The following is a 16,315-nucleotide window of genomic DNA, read 5'->3' as shown; positions in this document are numbered from 1 at the left end:
ATCACAAATATACTACATCCCCAGTAACTCCCTCACGATGACGGCCCCAACTAAAGTGCCGGCGCCAACAGCGCCCGCTACAGCCCTCATAGGTGTTGTATTATCACCGGCGGCAAATACACCCGGTACACTGGTCTTCTTAAATTCATTGACCTCTATATAACCCTGCTCCGTCATTTTACATCCCAACGCTGCGGGAATCGTAGTATGCTGTACAAAAGGCAGTTTTGCATACAACGCATTCAGTGGTTGAGTGCTGCCATCTGTAAACACCAGGTATTCCATTCGGCCGTTTGTATGATGAACACGTGCAATCTCCTTTTCTACTATAGCTGCCTTTATTGATCCCGCAGGAATGGTAGATTTCCCATTTGTAAAAACAGTGAGTTTATCCGTCCAGTTACTGATGAGAGCTGCAAATTCTACAGCCATCTCTCCATTCAGGAAGATCCCTGTATCCTGACCTCTATACTCGTATCCATGGCAATACGGGCAATGGATCACAGATATTCCCCAGCAGGCAGAAAACCCTTCAATAGCTGGCATAATATCCTTAATACCTGTTGCAAACAGGATCTTCCTTCCATGTATGACAGTCCCTGATAATGTGGTAACTACAAATTGATTATCAGATCCTGCAACATCCGTTGCTGTATCATTTATAAGTTTAACAGTAGGATATGCCAATACCTGGCTTAATGCTGTTTCCCTGATGTGTGCCGGCGTTTGACCATCCTGGGTAAGGAAGTTATGAGAATGAGGCGTTTGTTTATTACAGGGATTTCCGCTATCAATAATCAGTACATTACGTAAGGCACGGCCCATAGACATTGCAGCAGCTAGACCTGCATAACTGCCACCGATAATAACTATATCTTTCATATTATTTTAATTAAGTCTCACAAATGAGACATGTATATACAAAAAATTTTACACTCCTATTCCTTTACTAAAAGAGAACCATGCAAATTTCTTAAGGTTCTCATTATCCATATTACCTGAAGCATGTGAATTAATAGTAGCCGTTACTATACCCGGAAAGAATACAGAGATCCATTCTACTGTAATCAGTTTACTGATAACTCCTTTATCCTTTAATTTTTCTATGATGTGCTGAATCTTACCAAATGTCTTGTCGTATTTGGCGCAGTCTTTATCCTTATGTACATGCTGATGCCCGTGCATATGATGCAGCTTATGCAAAAAGGCATATTTAACACCGCAATCAATAGCGGCATACAGTAAATGCTCCAGTTGTACCAATGGATCATCAGAACGCTGTTCTGCTGCTTTCATCGCCTGACCACAGCTCTTCTGCATTTCCTCATTACAGGCTGTCAGCAGCTCTTCCCTGTTGCTGAAATACCGGTGAAGCGTTCTGCGCGTCACCGTTGCCTGATCTGCCACCTTTTCCAGTGGTGCAGATAAATCTTCATTAAAGATGAAGATGGCAGCATTGATGATATTTTGCTTAGTATCCTCTAACATGAATTACAAATCTAAGTAAATTTCCCAAAAATGAGACATTTGATTTATCTTTATTTCCGTATGCGTAAATTGTTGCAAAAAATCTTTAGCGCTCCCATCATCCGGATGGCCAATAAATATGCTTCCAGACCTGATCAGGTGCGGGTACATAAAGCATTATCAACGCTATTCAGTAATATTCAGAACAGACCAGGCAAAAAAGGAATAAAGCTCAATTTTACCCCCTCTTCCAAAGTGATCATCTTTTCAGATCAGCATAAAGGCATACGTGATTACAGAGATGATTTTGCACTTTCTGAGAAAAATTATCTGGCTGCTTTGGATTATTATAATAAAGAAGAATACCTCTATTGTAATTTAGGGGATAGTGAAGAACTCTGGAAGAATAAACTGGATGATGTACTGAAATGTAACACTGCTACTTTTGAAGCAGAAAAATTATTTCTCAAACGAAATGCTTTTATCAAAGTATTCGGTAACCATGATTTATATTGGGCTAATGCCCCATTAGCAGGTTTAACTCTGGAGAAGGTATACGGACAAAGAATTAAAATATATGAAGGCGTAATTTTTAAGATGACGCTTCGTAAGACACCATTTTATGTGTTTCTTACACACGGCCATCAAGGCGACCTGCAAAGTGATGGTAACTTGTTCAGCAAATGGTTTGTATCCGTTATATGGGGACCGTTCCAATCTTATCTCCGTATTAATCCTAATACGCCTGCATACGATAACCAGCTAAAATCTGAACACAATACTATCATGTATAACTGGACGGCCCAGCAATCAAACCTTGCCCTGATTACCGGTCATACTCATCAACCTGTATTTAACTCGCTTACTCATTTAGAGCAGTTGTACATGAACCTGTCGACTGCGAAAAAAGGCGGGAATAAAGAAGAGATCCAAAAGATAGAGGCCCTGCTGGAAGCAGGGAATTTTAGTGGAGATACATCATCAAGATTAGATTATTCCAAGAATACATATTTCAATAGCGGTTGTTGTTGTTTTAGTGATGGTGATATTACGGGAATAGAAATGGAAGGTGGGAAAATAAGATTGATTAAATGGAAAGATGCATCACGGGTTATTCTCGAAGAATGTCCACTGGAACATCTGTTAGATACCTCTTCTGCATTAAAATAAAATTACTGCTTTACATTGATCCGGAAATCAAGACGACCGTTTTTAGCATTACTATAATCTACATTCTGATGCCCTAAAAATTTCTTATACACAAACTTTCTTAATTTCCTTGAGCAGACAGAGGCGATCTTTTTAAACTCTTTTAAGAGATCTATACTTTGTTGCTTCCCTTCTATATCATGGTTTAATAAACGCTCATGAATATAGTAAACATCATTTCTTGTAATCCTGGTAAACTCATTGTTGCACATATAACTGTACACACGCTTCTCAAACAGGTTACCCGCATAGATAGGATATTTTTCAGAAGCGTAATGATAGGTATTATAAATATCTCCCCTCAGGCGACTGTTCTCTACCATAAAACACTGATCAGAAAAAGAAGAGACATGGATAAAATTATTCTCTTCTTTAAATTTATCATGCCTGGATTCTACTATATTATCATTCCAGAAAGGATTCGCTACAAATATCGAATGATCTTTTTCTAATGCAGTTATTGATTCGGCTATCCACTCTGATGAGGTAGCCTTAGGCTCCATGATACAATCGCAGGTAAAGTATAACAGGTATTTCCCTTTACAGAAATAAACAGCACTCAGAGGGCCCATGCTGTACCAGTATCCATCATAAAAATCTAAAAAGAAACTATCCCGTTCTATAGAAAATGCAGACAGGATTCTCTCACTGTAATCTTCACTAAAGTAATACGCATCTATAATATTTTTGCTTACAGCTTCGATAGCGTATTGCTCTACTTTAGTTCTATCCTTCACATTATTTATGATCAGTACTCTTTCTAAGAAATCATAATTACAGCGCTTAATCATCGTCTCTAAGCGATTCTCTATCAGCACCCGTTCCCAATCGTTTTCATAGCAATTAGTAAAAAAAGAAACAGAGGTATCCTGTTCGTAGGCAAAACTCATAATAAATTAATTCAGCTCAGTACAATAAGACTATAAACATACATATTAATATTTACTAATCAAATATTCAATAGGTAAACCCTGTAAGGGTCTACCTATTGAGTTAAATCAGCTATTTAATCGTTACACGAATAAAATTCTGTATAGCTGGCAAAGTGGTAAACTCATTGGGATTAGGTACTGCCGCTATGGCTTTGCTTTCAGCAAGCGGTGTTCCAGCCAGGTTAAACTGAGTAATGCCAGCACCCGGGAACTGACTGATAGCGGTCCCATCATCATATAATGCTATACTGGTTGAAATATCTCCTTTCTGAGTAGCATCAACGCCATTGCCGGAAGAAGCAAAGAACCAGTCGTTCGAGAATCCATACATAGTAGCAATAGCAATACGGTCTCCCTGTGTTACTGTAATCGCCTGAGAGACACTGCTACCTGCCGCTCCATTGATAACAGGCAATAATACCTTACTGGTAGCTGCCGCCAGCACATACACCGCTTTTACACCGGCTTTAGTCTTCAAAGCTGCCGCCAGTACATCCGCATTACCCTGCTGTGCAATTAATTTTAAACCTTCGCCCCTGTCGGTCTCACCTGTTTTATAGATGGGGTTATCTATGCCGTTATATACCACTACCAGTATTGGAGATAATGGCGTAAAAATGCCTGTAATGCTACTTATATAAGCACTCAGCACAGTATTATCACCAGATTCAGCAATGCCTGTCAGTCCGTTTGCAGTAGGTTTACCAGCGGTATATAATGGGGCTGCATTCAATAACTGACCACCTACTATATAAGATACAGACCATACACCCGGACTTAACGGCGTTTCATTAGCAGTACCACCTGAAGTATTTTCCAGGGTAAGTGTGAAAGCGGAATTACCGTTATATTTCAAAGTAGCCTTTACCAGGGAAGAAGCGGGCAGATAAGTATTACCTTGTGCATCTGTACCATTTACCTCTACAATATTCTGGTTATCAGCCACTCCGGGGTGATTTACCGTAGCACCGGGTACCTGGTTGATTCTTGTTCCGTTATCCCACAGTTTTACCTGGGAAGAAACATCTCCTTCAATTGGATTGCCTGTTGCATCATACACCAGGATACCAGGGTTAGCAGGTGCAAAGAACAGGTCGTTGGACCAGCCATACATAGTTGCAAAGGAGATGGCCTCTCCTTTTGCGGCTGAAAACTGAATAGAAACTGATTGACCAGGCAGGATCACAGGAGGAGTACCCGTACCTTTGAAAGTACCGGATTCTACCAGTGGTTGGGAGTTCAGGACATTTTCTACAGTAATGGTAGCGCTTTCCGAAACCGGGGTATCATTTTTATCCTTCTTACAAGCGGTAAAAGCCAAAGGCAAAACCACTGCGGTTAACCATAAAAGATTTCTTCTACTGAAATTCATACGCTAATTTTTTTGTATTTTATAATGATGAATGAGTTCCTGCAATAGCAGACAAACCTTTGGTCGGACGCTGATTAAAAACCTTACAGAGTAAGGGCTATAAAAAAATAAAAAAAAGTTTGTAAGGATTGTGCGGGTGAACCGACTAAGCATTAATTTGAAATCAAACATGCAAGTCAACAACGATATCAAGACTGTTAACAACCTGCTGGAGCCACAGCAATGGGTAAATAAATACGCAGACTACCTGTATGCTTATGCATTCAGCAGGACCAACGATGAAGAACAATCCCGGGATCTCGTACAGGAAACCTTTCTGGCAGCATTACAGGGCATCAGCAAATTCGAAGGAAGAAGTTCTGAAAGTACCTGGCTTACTGCTATATTAAAAAATAAGATCATAGACGTTTACCGGAAAAAATCGTCTGGTCTTAATAAAAGGAAAGAGGTAGAGGATGCCGAGTTTGAACAACATGATTTCTTTGATCAGGAAGATGGACACTGGAATGTTGCATACAGACCTAAATCATTTGGTATAGAACACGAGGACCCGATCCTTAACAAAGAATTTATTCGCTTCCTGCAAATGTGTATGCAGAAATTGCCCACATTATGGTTATCCGTATTTACAATGAAACATATGGATGATGAATCTACTAAAACCATATGCGACGAACTAAATGTTACTCCGGCTAATTTCTGGGTAATTATTCATCGTACGAAGGTAAATCTCAGAGCGTGTCTTCAAAAAAACTGGAAGTAAATCAACCAAAATGAACAGATTAAAGAAAATTGCTTACAACTGCAAAAAAGCCACCTTTCTGATTGAAAAAAAGCAGATTGGAACTATCACGCTACGTGAAAAGATAGAATTAAAAATTCATCTGTCAGGTTGTGTGATATGCCGCATCTTTCAGCAGCAAAGCATCCTGATCAACCGGACAGTAAAAAATCTCTTTCAACTACCCCAATATAAAACAATGAAACTGGAAGATGATTTTAAGAAAGAATTGCAACAACGTATAGACAAAGAAATAAAAAAAACATTGTAAGGTTTATGATCTGATTGCGACAAACCATCAAACATTGCAATCAGATCATGAAAAAATTAACTTCTCTTCTTGTAATATTTATTTTCTCAATAAATATTTTATCTGCACAGAAAAAAACAAATACGGATAAATCAGGTTTAGCCATTGAAGGCTATGATCCTGTATCGTATTTCACTTCCCCAAAAGCCATTGAAGGTAAAAAAGAATTTGCGTTCACTACTGAAGGCGCCACTTACCATTTCGCATCTGCCGGCAACAGAGAGCTGTTTAAGGCTAATCCTGTAAAATATCAACCACAATATGGTGGCTGGTGCGCTTATGCTATGGGAGCCAGCGGAGAAAAAGTAGAAGTAGATCCTGAGACCTTCAAGCTTATAAATGGTAAGTTATATCTCTTCTACAACAAGTTCTTCAATAACACTAAAAAGTCCTGGGATAAAGACGAGAATAATCTTAAAAATAAAGCAGACGCAAACTGGAATAACCTTTTAAAAAAGTAAAAAATGAAACTGGTATTCACAACACTTATCATTCTTGGCTTTCTACATGCCAATGCACAGAAATCCGAAGTTTACACAACAGCGGGCAAAGCCATTAACGGGTATGATCCTGTGGCTTTCTTTACAGCATCCAGGCCCATGAAAGGAGCTGATAGTCTTTCTTATCAATGGAAAGGGGCTACCTGGCTCTTTTCGAATAAAGACAATATGAATGCCTTTAAATCTTCTCCTGAGAAATACGCACCACAATACGGAGGATACTGTGCGTATGGAACAGCAGATGGTCATAAAGCACCCACACAAATAGATACATGGACCATTGCAGATGATAAACTGTATTTCAATTACAATAGTAAGGTAAAAGAAATGTGGACCAAAGATCAAAAGAACCTGATTATGAAAGCTGATGCCAACTGGCCTGCACTCAAAAACAAAGAATAATCATGATAACATACAAGCAATTTAATATACTGATTTGGGGATTACGGCTCTTAGCAGCCATAATCATGTTACAAACATTGTTTTTTAAATTCACGGCAGCACCTGAATCAGTATACATTTTCTCCAGACTGGGTCTGGAGCCATGGGGAAGGATAGGAACAGGAATCATGGAACTGATTGCATCTGTTTTGCTGCTGATTCCACGCACTACAAGTATAGGCGCTTTCCTGGCTGCCGGTATTATGAGCGGAGCCATTTTCTCTCATCTTACAAAACTGGGAATTGTAGTACAGGATGATGGTGGTCTGTTATTCATTTATGCACTGCTGGTATTCACCAGCTCCGTCATATTATTTATCACCTTCCGGAAGCAGTTTATTTCATTCTTCAAATTGTTCAGACATGCAATCTATCATTGATTTACTGGAGCAGTTAAAACATGCACTTGAAGCGCTCTCAGATAAACAATATACTACTCCTGTAAAAGTATTATCCGGGGCTACAATAGGCCAGCATACCAGGCATATCCTTGAGTTCTTTACTGAGCTAAATAAAGGATATGAAAATGGAATAGTGGATTATGACAAACGCCTTCGGGATCATACTATTGAATCTGATAAACTCTTTGCTATAAATGTCATGAATGAAGTGGCAGTAAGCATTCTTCGTCCGGATAAACAACTTGTCCTGCATGTTGAATACGGAGATATTCCCACTAATTATTTCCGTGAATTGATCTATAATATGGAACATATGGTGCATCACATGGCACTCATCAGAATAGGCATAGGAACCATCAGTGACATAGTTGTCCCTGGTGAATTTGGTGTAGCCGCATCCACACTAAAATACCGGCAGTCATGTGTACAGTAACTTTCATCCCCACTACAAATGGCGTTCATCTTACTTCTAACAGGGATGAACATATCGGCAGAAGTAAAGCCATTATTCCAAAGGAATATAACGGGTTGTTATATCCTAAAGATACGGATAAGAACGGCAGCTGGCTGGCTGCCAAACGCAATGGTGATGTAGTCATTTTACTCAATGGGGCTTTTGTAAAATACCAGGTTAAACCTGCTTACAGGAAAAGCCGCGGGCTCATACTATTAGACATTATAAAGGATGCCCATCCCGAACAATGCTTCATGGAAACAGACCTTGATGACATAGCGCCATTTACACTGATCTTATATGTTTCGGGAAGATTGTATGAATGCCGTTGGGACGGGGATAAAAAACACCAGAGATTACTGGATAATAAAACAGCCCATATCTGGTCATCTGCTACCCTGTATGACAAAACAATTACAGCTGAAAAAGAGGATTGTTTTAATCAATGGGGTGCATCCGCTACAACCACAGAAGAAATTTTGCATTTCCATCATGATATGAAGCTGAACGGGGAAAAGATAAAGACTGTAAGCATTACCAATATTCATATTACAGCAGATAACGTTACCATGACATACAACGATTTGAAGCATCAGTATACACGTACACTCTCCCCACGGGCATATCGCTTAAAAAGGTGCTTCATCCGGCTTTTTAACTGGGAATACTGGCCTTCCAAAGTGATCTACGCTCCTATCATGCTTTACTGGTTTTGGTTAAGTATGAAATGCCGTTCTTTTTTCTTTTTCAACACAGCGAATCCATTGATTGAGAACGGAGGTTTTGCATTAGAAAGTAAAACGCTCATCTACGGTCTGATTCCACAGCAATATTATCCAAAAACAATTGCATTCAAAGCCGGATCAACAGTCCATCCTAATTATCCGGTAATTGCCAAACCCGATATCGGTTGCAAGGGAGTACAGGTAAAACTGATAAATAATGAGACAGAATTATCTGACTATATCCGGCAGATTCCTGTTGATTTTTTATTACAGGAATATATCCCGTTTAAAAATGAAGTGGGCATCTTTTATTATAGATTTCCGGGAGCAGGCAGCGGACATATTTCCGGTATTGTGGGTAAAGAATTCTTATCCGTTACAGGAGATGGTGTCTCAACAATGGAAGAACTCATCATCAGAAATCCCCGTTATTTATTACAGTTACCTGCTCTCCGCCGTACTTATAATAACCTGTCCAGACGTGTATTAGCGAAAGGAGAATCCCTTACACTGATTCCTTATGGTAATCATGCCAGAGGCGCTAAATTTATCGATCTGAGTCATCTGATCAATGATCAGTTAACCGCCGTCATAGATACGGTTTGCCAGCAGATACCTGAATTTTATTTCGGCAGACTGGATATCATGTACAACAGCTGGGAAGAGCTTTGCAGGGGAGAAAACTTTTCTATCGTTGAGCTGAATGGAGCAGGAAGTGAACCCACCCATATTTATGATCATTCCATCTTTTATGCATGGAAAGAAATCATTCGTCACTGGAAGATTTTATACCGGATCAGTAAGATAAACAAGGATAAGAAAGCGCTTACTTATATGACGTATAAGGACGGTATGAATATGCTCAGGAAAAATGCTGAATATTTCAAATTAATTGGTTGATATGAAGAAATTATTCTCTGCTGCTTTTCTTATCAGTTTCATCGGTACATTGCCAATAGGGACATTAAACACCAATGTTGCTAATTATGCACTTAATAATAATGTTACCGGGGCTATTCAGTTTGGAGTAGCAGCTATTTTTATTGAAGTAATAGTCGTGAGGATAGCCTTATTTTTAATTGACCGCCTGATCCGCTTACGGCAGTTATTTAAGATCCTGAGCCTGATGATATGTGTCGCCATTTTATTTCTTGCGTTCAAAAGCCTTGAAGCAGCCTTTCAGATGCGTACCATTGCAGATGTGCTGCCACTTGCAGGAAAACAGCCTTTTTATACGGGATTGCTACTTAGTCTGCTTAATCCGCTGCATCTTCCTTTTTGGATGGGCTGGACAGCCGTATTAAAAAGCAGGCAGGTATTGAATGATAACGGGTATAGTATTTATATCCTGGCTGTTGGAACAGGAACAGCGGCTGCTTTTATACTCTATGGATTAATAGGGAGTTTTTTAATGGACGTTCTTAAAACGCAGCAATATCTTATTAATTGGGTATTAGGGTTCACATTATTATTTACAGGTTTAATGCAGGGTTACAGACTGATAATGAAAAAGGCGATTCAGTATTGAATCGCCTTTTTCTATTTAAGCAGTTACTTCACTTTCTTTTATAATCTTCACTTTTTCCTTTCTTAACACACGTGAATAAAGCGATAGTTTCGGATTGAAAATAAAACTAAAGAAGAGTTTTGTCCAGGATTGATGTGATAATAACGTATCATAATAAGCTGGTGCTTTGCTCTTGATCTGTGGTAACTTATTCCATGGAATGGAAGGGAAGTCATGGTGTTCATTATGGAACCCTACATTAAAGGCTACTTTATTCAGTGGCCCGTAATAGCTGTAAGTCTCCTGTATAGGATCGAGGGTCAGATAATGCTCCTGAATCCATCTGGCTCCGAGAGGATGCAGCCCTACAGAGAAAAAGAAGCTGGCCAGCATAAACACAAAGGCTTTAGGGCCAAGGAATACAAAGAGTGCCACATTAAAGCTGATCTGGATGATCCAGTTCAGTAAGATCCAGCGATCGAAAAGGTCGATATTCAATCTGGCAGTTCTTGTTACCTGGAATACCGGGAAAAGAAGGAACCAGAGCATTTTATTAAATGGATTGTTACTTACCAGTTTTGCTTCCCAGAAATCAGGCAAATCAGCATCCAGATCATGTTCACCCTGGTGAGCATGGTGTTTCAGGTGATAGCGTTGAAAAGAAACAGAGCTGGCGAAAATATGGGGAAGATTAGCCAATATCCCTGCCATCAGGTTAGGCACTTTTCCACGGAATATAAGACCATGACTTGCTTCATGTATCATTACCCATAAAGCATGGCTGATAAAAGCGCCTACAGCATAAGCTGCCAAAAAGACAATCCACCAGGAAACATCACTAACAAAATACGAAATGGCAACCTGAGCCGAAACCAGGCCAATAATCATAAAAATCGTATAGGGATTTTTACCGATCAGCTCCTTCATTTCAGGATGTTGTTTGAGTATTTGTCTCACCCGAACGTGATGTGGGTTCGGTTCTTGACTCCATGTAAAGTCGTTCGCATTGGTATCCATACCTTAAATATAGTTTTAAATCCATATTTAAGAAATGAATTTTCATAAAAGATGAAAAATAATTGAAAAAACATGGATTTCTTATGAGGATAATATAATATCCATTGCTTGCTGAACTCGAAGTAAAAACCTCATAACCATCTTGTTACGGCATTAATCTATGAATGGGAAGTCAATACTACTATTTTCCCCCCGGCCTTATTACTTTCCATAAATTTATGAGCTTCAACGATCTCTTCCAGTTGAAAGGTTCTGCTTACATTCAGGTTCACCTGCCCAGCCTCAACGGCGGTCAAAAACTCCTGAAAAGTGTGAGTAGAAATGCGGATATGGTCGCTGTGATAAGTCGTGAGGTTTATGGTAGATGGTATTAAATCCATCGGTACAAAGCTGGGCATTGACCATGTTTCCGAAAGCATGCCTGTCATACAGACAGTCCCCCCTTCAGCGGCACATCTTAATGAGTCCGCCAGTGTAATTGTACCAACAAGCTCCAATACCTTGTTAACACCAGCGGGATAGATAGCCTTCAGTTGTTCTTCCAGGTGGCCATTGTCTATGAGTACATGTGTGGCACCGTTATCCATCAGTAACTGTCTGCTTTCTTCTTTACGGGTGGTTGCAATAACAGTTACATGTTTATTTTTAGCCAGTTGTGTAGCCAGCATACCTATAGAAGACGTACCACCTCTTATCAGCAAGGTTTCTCCTTCCTTTATTTTTAAAGACCTGTGTAATGAGCCATAGACTGTCTGAAACATTTCCGGGAAAGCCCCTAATTGTTTCCAGGGCAGCGTACTCTTAAAAGGATAAATGATGCTTTTAGGTAATACGGCATACTCGGCATATCCCCCATCGTAAGCGCGGCCCATCTCTCCCATCAAAGCAGCCACCTGCTGACCTTTTTTATATTCCCCTGAAGGATCTGCTTCAATCTCACCCACACATTCAATCCCTAATACACGCGGAAACTGCACACTGGGCGATAAACCCTTACGTGTCATCAACTCCGACCTGTTTAATCCAAAAGCCTTTATCTTCACTAATACCTGTCCTTCCCCTGGCTGAGGTATTGGTCTCTCTTCAATAACAAAATTCTCTGCGGGTCCCGGATGATATAAAACTGCTGCTTTCATAATTATTTTTTTTGCCAAAGTGTATCTACAAATAAGTGGTTACTATCGTAAAAAGAACGGATTGTTTTAAAGCCTGCCTGTATCGCCATTTTATCTATTTCTCTTTCACTATATTTTTGCGATACTTCCATATAAACAGGTTCATCCTTCTCAAATCTAAAAGTAGTGCCATCATCCAGTGTCACCTGTTGTTTTATCCTGCTGATGAGATAACTTTTACAAGCCCCTGTTACCGGGTCATACAGGGGATAATGCGTAAAGTGAGCGGTATTGAAATCGGCGCCTAATTCATCATTGATACGCACCAGTAAATTTAGGTTAAATGCTTTTGTAAAGCCGGCTTTATCATTGTATGCGGCCAGAATTTTCTGAGGGTCTTTTTTCAGATCGAAGCCGGTTAACAGCATATCTCCTTTATTTAAAATCCTTTTGCAAAATGCCAGGGCTTCATCTGGCAGCATGTTTCCAATGTTTGCACCCAGGAATAAAACCAGTTTGGGTTTTGTTAGAGGTACTTGCTGTAACATAGGGATATACTCCCCTTCCAAACCTGTTATTTGCATTCCCGGCACCAGTGATGGCAAAGCCGTATGCAGGTAATCTATCGTATTACGTGAAATATCAATGGGGTAATAATGATCACTGGCGCCCAGTCGTACAGCTTCCTGCAGAAGATGTATTGTTTTGGTAGCATCACCGGCTCCCAGTTCAACAATATCAAATGTAGGGAATAATTGCATGCTGGTTTTTAAGATCTCATCACTTTGGCAATCCAATATTTCATCTTCAGCATTGGTGATATAATACTCCGGAGCTTGCATGATCTGCTGAAAGATTCTATCTCCTTCTGTATTATAAAAGTATTTGGGTAACAAAAACTTCTGAGGAGATGATAACCCTTTTATTATATCCGTTCTGAAGGCTGTTTGTGCTATCTGTAGTTCCATAAGACCGCAAAGATCCCCCGGATCGGGCAGACAGAAAATAAACTATTTTAATAATTATACTTAAACTAGTTTAAGGTTCTTTCTTATTTTACTTAAAAACTCCGGGGTGATGCCCAGATAGGAGGCTATTTGCGTGTTGGGGATTCTTGATGAAAGTTGAGGATATGTCCTGATAAAAGCCAGGTATCTTTCCTCTGCGGTAGAGCTTATATTATGTAGTACTCTTTCTTCCAATTCCGCAAACCGGTTCTCAATAATCACTCTGAAAATCCGGTTGAATTTGGGGCTGCTACTATACAAATAAATCAGATCAGGTTTACTTATCTGAAGGATAACTGCAGGTTCCATTGCCTCAATAAAAACACGACTGGGGGTTTCAAAATAAAAACTGTTTATTTCTGTTATCCAGTCGTTCTCCGCTATAAACTGCAGGTTGTGTTCTGTACCTTTATCATCCACCTTATACTTTCTGCAATATCCTTCTGCTACAAATGTATAATGTTTGCAGATATCGCTTTCCTGTAAAATAAATTGCTTTCGCTTAATCTTCCTTTCAACCACTCTTTGAGATAACTCTTCTTTTTCTGATTTATTGAGTGGAATAATATTGCCGATACTGGATAATAGTTGATTTAATGACACAATTATCGCGATTTGGGCATAAGATACAAAGATTATATTACTCCGTTTTTAAGCTTTGTACCGGATTGGCGATTGCGGCCTTAATTCCCTGAAAACTAATCGTGCATAACGTGATAAAAATAATTGAACTTCCGGCTATTAAATAGATGTCGGCTCCCACACTTACATGGTAGGCAAAACTCTGTAACCATCTGTCAGTGGCCCACCAGGCCAGAGGGAAAGCAACCAGCACGGCGATCCCTACCAACTTCAGAAAGTCCATGGTAAGCATCATCAGTACGTTACTTATTGTTGCACCCACTATTTTCCTGATCCCTATCTCCTTCTGTCTTTTCCGGGCAGTAAAAGCGGCTAACCCAAACAAGCCCAGGCAGGATATGAGGATCGTTAGTCCGGCAAACCACCGGGACAATACCGCTACTCTTTTTTCCGCCACATACTGCGCCTGGTAGTCCTGATCCAGAAATTTATAATCGAACACATAACCCGGATTGAATTTCTGATACAGGGTCCGGATCTGTTCAATAACCTTTGTCTCCTCTCCGGTCTTAATTCTTGCCAGAATACAATAGGTCTCCAGGGGTTCCAGCCTCAAAACAAAAGGCATCACATTTTCATGAAGAGATTCCACATGGAAGTTTTTAATGATCCCGACAATCGTCCTGTCTTTATCCCATATTCTGATCTTCTTCCCAATCGGGTTTTTAAGGCCCATCCTGTCAATAGCTGCCTGATTGAATATAATCTCAGCACTATCGGAACTGAGCGCACTGGAGAAGCTGCGACCGGCCGCCATTTGCATTCCCAGCGTCTCTATCATTCCATAATTAATCCCAATGTTCCCGAAACTAATATTATTCTTAGGGTCCTTTCCTTCCCAATTCAGCCCGAAAGTACCATAATCCCCTATGATGCTCTCATGGTCCATACTGGAGGCGTTTATCACACCCGGAACATTTTTAACTTCCCGCAGAAAATTTTGTACTGAAGAAAGAAAAGCACTGACTTCTGCCGGTGTAGAGAATTTCCCTTCTATGTCAAAACTAATGACATTGTCTTTATTAAAACCCTGGCTCTTCGTTTGTATAAAAACAATCTGTCTGTACACAACGATCACCGCTATAATGAACACTACAGACAGGGTGAACTGAAATACAACCAATGCTTTCCGGAGCCAGTTCTCTCCTGCTGAATTTTTGAGCTTCCCTTTTAAAATAGCTACCGGTGCAAAGCCTGAAAGATAGAATGCAGGATAACTACCCGCAATGAGACCCGTAAATATACCCACTCCCAGTATCGACAAAATAAGCCTTATATCGAAATGAAGAGCGAGTTGCTTTCCGGTGATGATATTAAAAGGAGGAATGAGAAATATAACGAGAACAAGCGCTACCGTCAACGACAGAAAACACATCAGCATGGATTCTCCCAGGTATTGCAGAATCAATGCTCCCCTGCCTGCGCCTACTACTTTTTTAATCCCCACTTCTTTCATTCTTCCCGCAGCTTTTGCTGTTGCCAGGTTCATGAAATTAATACAGGCTATAATTAATATGAAGGCAGCTATCAATGAAAATAACCTCACATATTCTATTCTTCCACCGCTCTGTACACCATTTTCATATTGGTTGTACAGGTAACCTGTTGAAAAAGGCCGGAGAAATAAAGTGTTGGTAGTCTTTGGATCTTTTGTTTTGAGGAAACCTGCAATATTCCGGCTAAATCGTTGCCAGTCTACGTCCTTATCCAGCATCAGGTACGTGTAAGGATCTGCGTTCCCCCAATCTTTCTCATAAGGGCGGGCATCCAGGAAAGCTTCATAAGGTAGTATATAATCAAACTGGACGGAAGAGTTAGCGGGCGTTCCTTCAAAGATACCGGAAACTGTATAAGGTTTATCCTGCTGCCATACTACTGTTTTACCGATAACGTTATCTGTGCGGTTAAACAGTTTCATGGCCAGGTCCTTCGACAAAACAATGGAATTCTTATCTGCCAGTACGGTTGTATTTCTCCCCTGTATCAGATGCCAGGAGAACATATTGAAATAATCCTTGTCGGCATATTGTCCTACGGCTTTTGTAACATTCTCACCGACAGACAGGGTCGTTTTCTTCAATCCTATTGTAGGGGCGGTAGCCACAGCATATCTGACACCGGGCATCTCTTTGGCCAGCGTCTGTGCCAAAAGACCAGGTGTTTGTGAGCCTGTTCCTATAGCACCGGCATTCTCACTATTTACAAGCACCTGGAAAAGCCGGGCATCATTTTCGTGAAACTTATCGACATTCAATTCATCCATCACCCAGAGATAGATCAGCAGCGTACAAGCTAACCCTGTCGATAACCCTACCAGGTTGAGAAAGGTAAACTGACGGTCTTTCAACAGGTTCCGCCAGGCGATTTTGAAGTAGCTTTTTAGCATGAATTGCAATTTATATAGGAAACTGGTCTGGAAGAACCAAGAAGATGCC

General features: G+C 40.2%; 18 protein-coding genes. 9 read left to right on the top strand and 9 right to left on the bottom strand.

Annotated features, from left to right (window positions below; translation table 11 throughout):
* Positions 1-12: 12 nt before the first annotated feature.
* Positions 13-882, bottom strand: coding sequence for an NAD(P)/FAD-dependent oxidoreductase (locus BMW86_RS21825; protein WP_089784066.1), 870 nt, complete (start codon positions 880-882; stop codon positions 13-15).
* A 48-nt stretch (positions 883-930) separates the two neighbouring features.
* Positions 931-1,488, bottom strand: coding sequence for a TetR/AcrR family transcriptional regulator (locus BMW86_RS21820; RefSeq protein ID WP_089784065.1), 558 nt, complete (start codon positions 1,486-1,488; stop codon positions 931-933).
* A 30-nt stretch (positions 1,489-1,518) separates the two neighbouring features.
* On the opposite strand from BMW86_RS21820, the gene BMW86_RS21815 reads away from it, so the two are divergent.
* Positions 1,519-2,637, top strand: coding sequence for a metallophosphoesterase family protein (locus BMW86_RS21815; RefSeq protein WP_255372976.1), 1,119 nt, complete (start codon positions 1,519-1,521; stop codon positions 2,635-2,637).
* Between the two features lie 2 nt (positions 2,638-2,639).
* On the opposite strand, the gene BMW86_RS21810 is transcribed toward BMW86_RS21815, so the two are convergent.
* On the bottom strand, positions 2,640-3,566 hold the full coding sequence (locus BMW86_RS21810) for a hypothetical protein (protein ID WP_089784064.1): 927 nt from the start codon (positions 3,564-3,566) through the stop codon (positions 2,640-2,642).
* A 112-nt stretch (positions 3,567-3,678) separates the two neighbouring features.
* Positions 3,679-4,980, bottom strand: a complete 1,302-nt coding sequence (locus tag BMW86_RS21805; RefSeq protein ID WP_089784063.1) for a spondin domain-containing protein — start codon at positions 4,978-4,980, stop codon at positions 3,679-3,681.
* Positions 4,981-5,149: 169 nt separating this feature from the next.
* On the opposite strand from BMW86_RS21805, the gene BMW86_RS21800 reads away from it, so the two are divergent.
* The 8 genes from BMW86_RS21800 to BMW86_RS21765 are packed head-to-tail and all read left to right on the top strand — an operon-like array spanning position 5,150 to position 10,120.
* Entirely contained in the window at positions 5,150-5,743 is a 594-nt protein-coding gene (locus BMW86_RS21800) for a sigma-70 family RNA polymerase sigma factor (RefSeq protein WP_089784062.1), read from the top strand.
* Between the two features lie 10 nt (positions 5,744-5,753).
* Positions 5,754-6,032 carry a hypothetical protein gene (locus BMW86_RS21795; protein ID WP_089784061.1) on the top strand — a complete coding sequence of 93 codons (279 nt, stop codon included), beginning with the start codon at positions 5,754-5,756 and terminating at the stop codon, positions 6,030-6,032.
* Positions 6,033-6,079: 47 nt separating this feature from the next.
* Positions 6,080-6,532, top strand: coding sequence for a YHS domain-containing (seleno)protein (locus tag BMW86_RS21790; RefSeq protein WP_089784060.1), 453 nt, complete (start codon positions 6,080-6,082; stop codon positions 6,530-6,532).
* Positions 6,533-6,535: 3 nt separating this feature from the next.
* Complete coding sequence (locus BMW86_RS21785; protein WP_089784059.1) at positions 6,536-6,973, top strand: YHS domain-containing (seleno)protein; 438 nt, start codon at positions 6,536-6,538, stop codon at positions 6,971-6,973.
* Between the two features lie 2 nt (positions 6,974-6,975).
* Positions 6,976-7,392, top strand: a complete 417-nt coding sequence (locus BMW86_RS21780) for a DoxX family protein (protein ID WP_089784058.1) — start codon at positions 6,976-6,978, stop codon at positions 7,390-7,392.
* Complete coding sequence (locus BMW86_RS21775; RefSeq protein ID WP_089784057.1) at positions 7,376-7,846, top strand: hypothetical protein; 471 nt, start codon at positions 7,376-7,378, stop codon at positions 7,844-7,846. The genes BMW86_RS21780 and BMW86_RS21775 overlap by 17 nt, the downstream gene beginning before the upstream one ends.
* Positions 7,834-9,492 (top strand): NRDE family protein, encoded by a 1,659-nt coding sequence (locus tag BMW86_RS21770; protein ID WP_089784056.1) that lies wholly within the window; start codon positions 7,834-7,836, stop codon positions 9,490-9,492. Before BMW86_RS21775 ends, BMW86_RS21770 begins: the two co-directional genes overlap by 13 nt.
* A gap of 1 nt (position 9,493) precedes the next feature.
* A complete protein-coding gene (locus BMW86_RS21765; RefSeq protein ID WP_089784055.1) occupies positions 9,494-10,120 on the top strand; it encodes a LysE family transporter in 627 nt (208 codons plus the stop codon).
* A gap of 15 nt (positions 10,121-10,135) precedes the next feature.
* Here the strand turns inward: BMW86_RS21765 and BMW86_RS21760 are convergent, their stop codons facing one another.
* From BMW86_RS21760 to BMW86_RS21740, 5 genes are all read right to left on the bottom strand, one after another.
* Positions 10,136-11,116, bottom strand: coding sequence for a fatty acid desaturase (locus BMW86_RS21760; RefSeq protein WP_089784054.1), 981 nt, complete (start codon positions 11,114-11,116; stop codon positions 10,136-10,138).
* A 158-nt stretch (positions 11,117-11,274) separates the two neighbouring features.
* Positions 11,275-12,252, bottom strand: a complete 978-nt coding sequence (locus BMW86_RS21755) for a zinc-binding alcohol dehydrogenase family protein (RefSeq protein WP_089784053.1) — start codon at positions 12,250-12,252, stop codon at positions 11,275-11,277.
* Between the two features lie 2 nt (positions 12,253-12,254).
* Positions 12,255-13,199 (bottom strand): L-histidine N(alpha)-methyltransferase, encoded by a 945-nt coding sequence (locus BMW86_RS21750; protein WP_089784052.1) that lies wholly within the window; start codon positions 13,197-13,199, stop codon positions 12,255-12,257.
* Positions 13,200-13,259: 60 nt separating this feature from the next.
* A complete protein-coding gene (locus BMW86_RS21745) occupies positions 13,260-13,841 on the bottom strand; it encodes a Crp/Fnr family transcriptional regulator (protein ID WP_089784051.1) in 582 nt (193 codons plus the stop codon).
* A gap of 37 nt (positions 13,842-13,878) precedes the next feature.
* Positions 13,879-16,266 carry an ABC transporter permease gene (locus BMW86_RS21740; protein WP_089784050.1) on the bottom strand — a complete coding sequence of 796 codons (2,388 nt, stop codon included), beginning with the start codon at positions 16,264-16,266 and terminating at the stop codon, positions 13,879-13,881.
* Positions 16,267-16,315: the final 49 nt, after the last annotated feature.

Origin of the sequence: Chitinophaga sp. YR573, from assembly GCF_900110995.1 — a bacterium.
Taxonomy (GTDB): domain Bacteria; phylum Bacteroidota; class Bacteroidia; order Chitinophagales; family Chitinophagaceae; genus Chitinophaga.
This window is presented reverse-complemented; position numbering and strand designations above follow the sequence as displayed.

Excerpts from the sequence above, each read along its gene's own strand:
- BMW86_RS21825 (WP_089784066.1), bottom strand. The coding sequence starts at position 882 with ATGAAAGATATAGTTATTATCGGTGGCAGTTATGCAGGTCTAGCTGCT.
- BMW86_RS21820 (WP_089784065.1), bottom strand. The coding sequence starts at position 1,488 with ATGTTAGAGGATACTAAGCAAAATATCATCAATGCTGCCATCTTCATC.
- BMW86_RS21815 (WP_255372976.1), top strand. The coding sequence starts at position 1,519 with ATGAGACATTTGATTTATCTTTATTTCCGTATGCGTAAATTGTTGCAA.
- BMW86_RS21810 (WP_089784064.1), bottom strand. The coding sequence starts at position 3,566 with ATGAGTTTTGCCTACGAACAGGATACCTCTGTTTCTTTTTTTACTAAT.
- BMW86_RS21805 (WP_089784063.1), bottom strand. The coding sequence starts at position 4,980 with ATGAATTTCAGTAGAAGAAATCTTTTATGGTTAACCGCAGTGGTTTTG.
- BMW86_RS21800 (WP_089784062.1), top strand. The coding sequence starts at position 5,150 with ATGCAAGTCAACAACGATATCAAGACTGTTAACAACCTGCTGGAGCCA.
- BMW86_RS21795 (WP_089784061.1), top strand. The coding sequence starts at position 5,754 with ATGAACAGATTAAAGAAAATTGCTTACAACTGCAAAAAAGCCACCTTT.
- BMW86_RS21790 (WP_089784060.1), top strand. The coding sequence starts at position 6,080 with ATGAAAAAATTAACTTCTCTTCTTGTAATATTTATTTTCTCAATAAAT.
- BMW86_RS21785 (WP_089784059.1), top strand. The coding sequence starts at position 6,536 with ATGAAACTGGTATTCACAACACTTATCATTCTTGGCTTTCTACATGCC.
- BMW86_RS21780 (WP_089784058.1), top strand. The coding sequence starts at position 6,976 with ATGATAACATACAAGCAATTTAATATACTGATTTGGGGATTACGGCTC.
- BMW86_RS21775 (WP_089784057.1), top strand. The coding sequence starts at position 7,376 with ATGCAATCTATCATTGATTTACTGGAGCAGTTAAAACATGCACTTGAA.
- BMW86_RS21770 (WP_089784056.1), top strand. The coding sequence starts at position 7,834 with ATGTGTACAGTAACTTTCATCCCCACTACAAATGGCGTTCATCTTACT.
- BMW86_RS21765 (WP_089784055.1), top strand. The coding sequence starts at position 9,494 with ATGAAGAAATTATTCTCTGCTGCTTTTCTTATCAGTTTCATCGGTACA.
- BMW86_RS21760 (WP_089784054.1), bottom strand. The coding sequence starts at position 11,116 with ATGGATACCAATGCGAACGACTTTACATGGAGTCAAGAACCGAACCCA.
- BMW86_RS21755 (WP_089784053.1), bottom strand. The coding sequence starts at position 12,252 with ATGAAAGCAGCAGTTTTATATCATCCGGGACCCGCAGAGAATTTTGTT.
- BMW86_RS21750 (WP_089784052.1), bottom strand. The coding sequence starts at position 13,199 with ATGGAACTACAGATAGCACAAACAGCCTTCAGAACGGATATAATAAAA.
- BMW86_RS21740 (WP_089784050.1), bottom strand. The coding sequence starts at position 16,266 with ATGCTAAAAAGCTACTTCAAAATCGCCTGGCGGAACCTGTTGAAAGAC.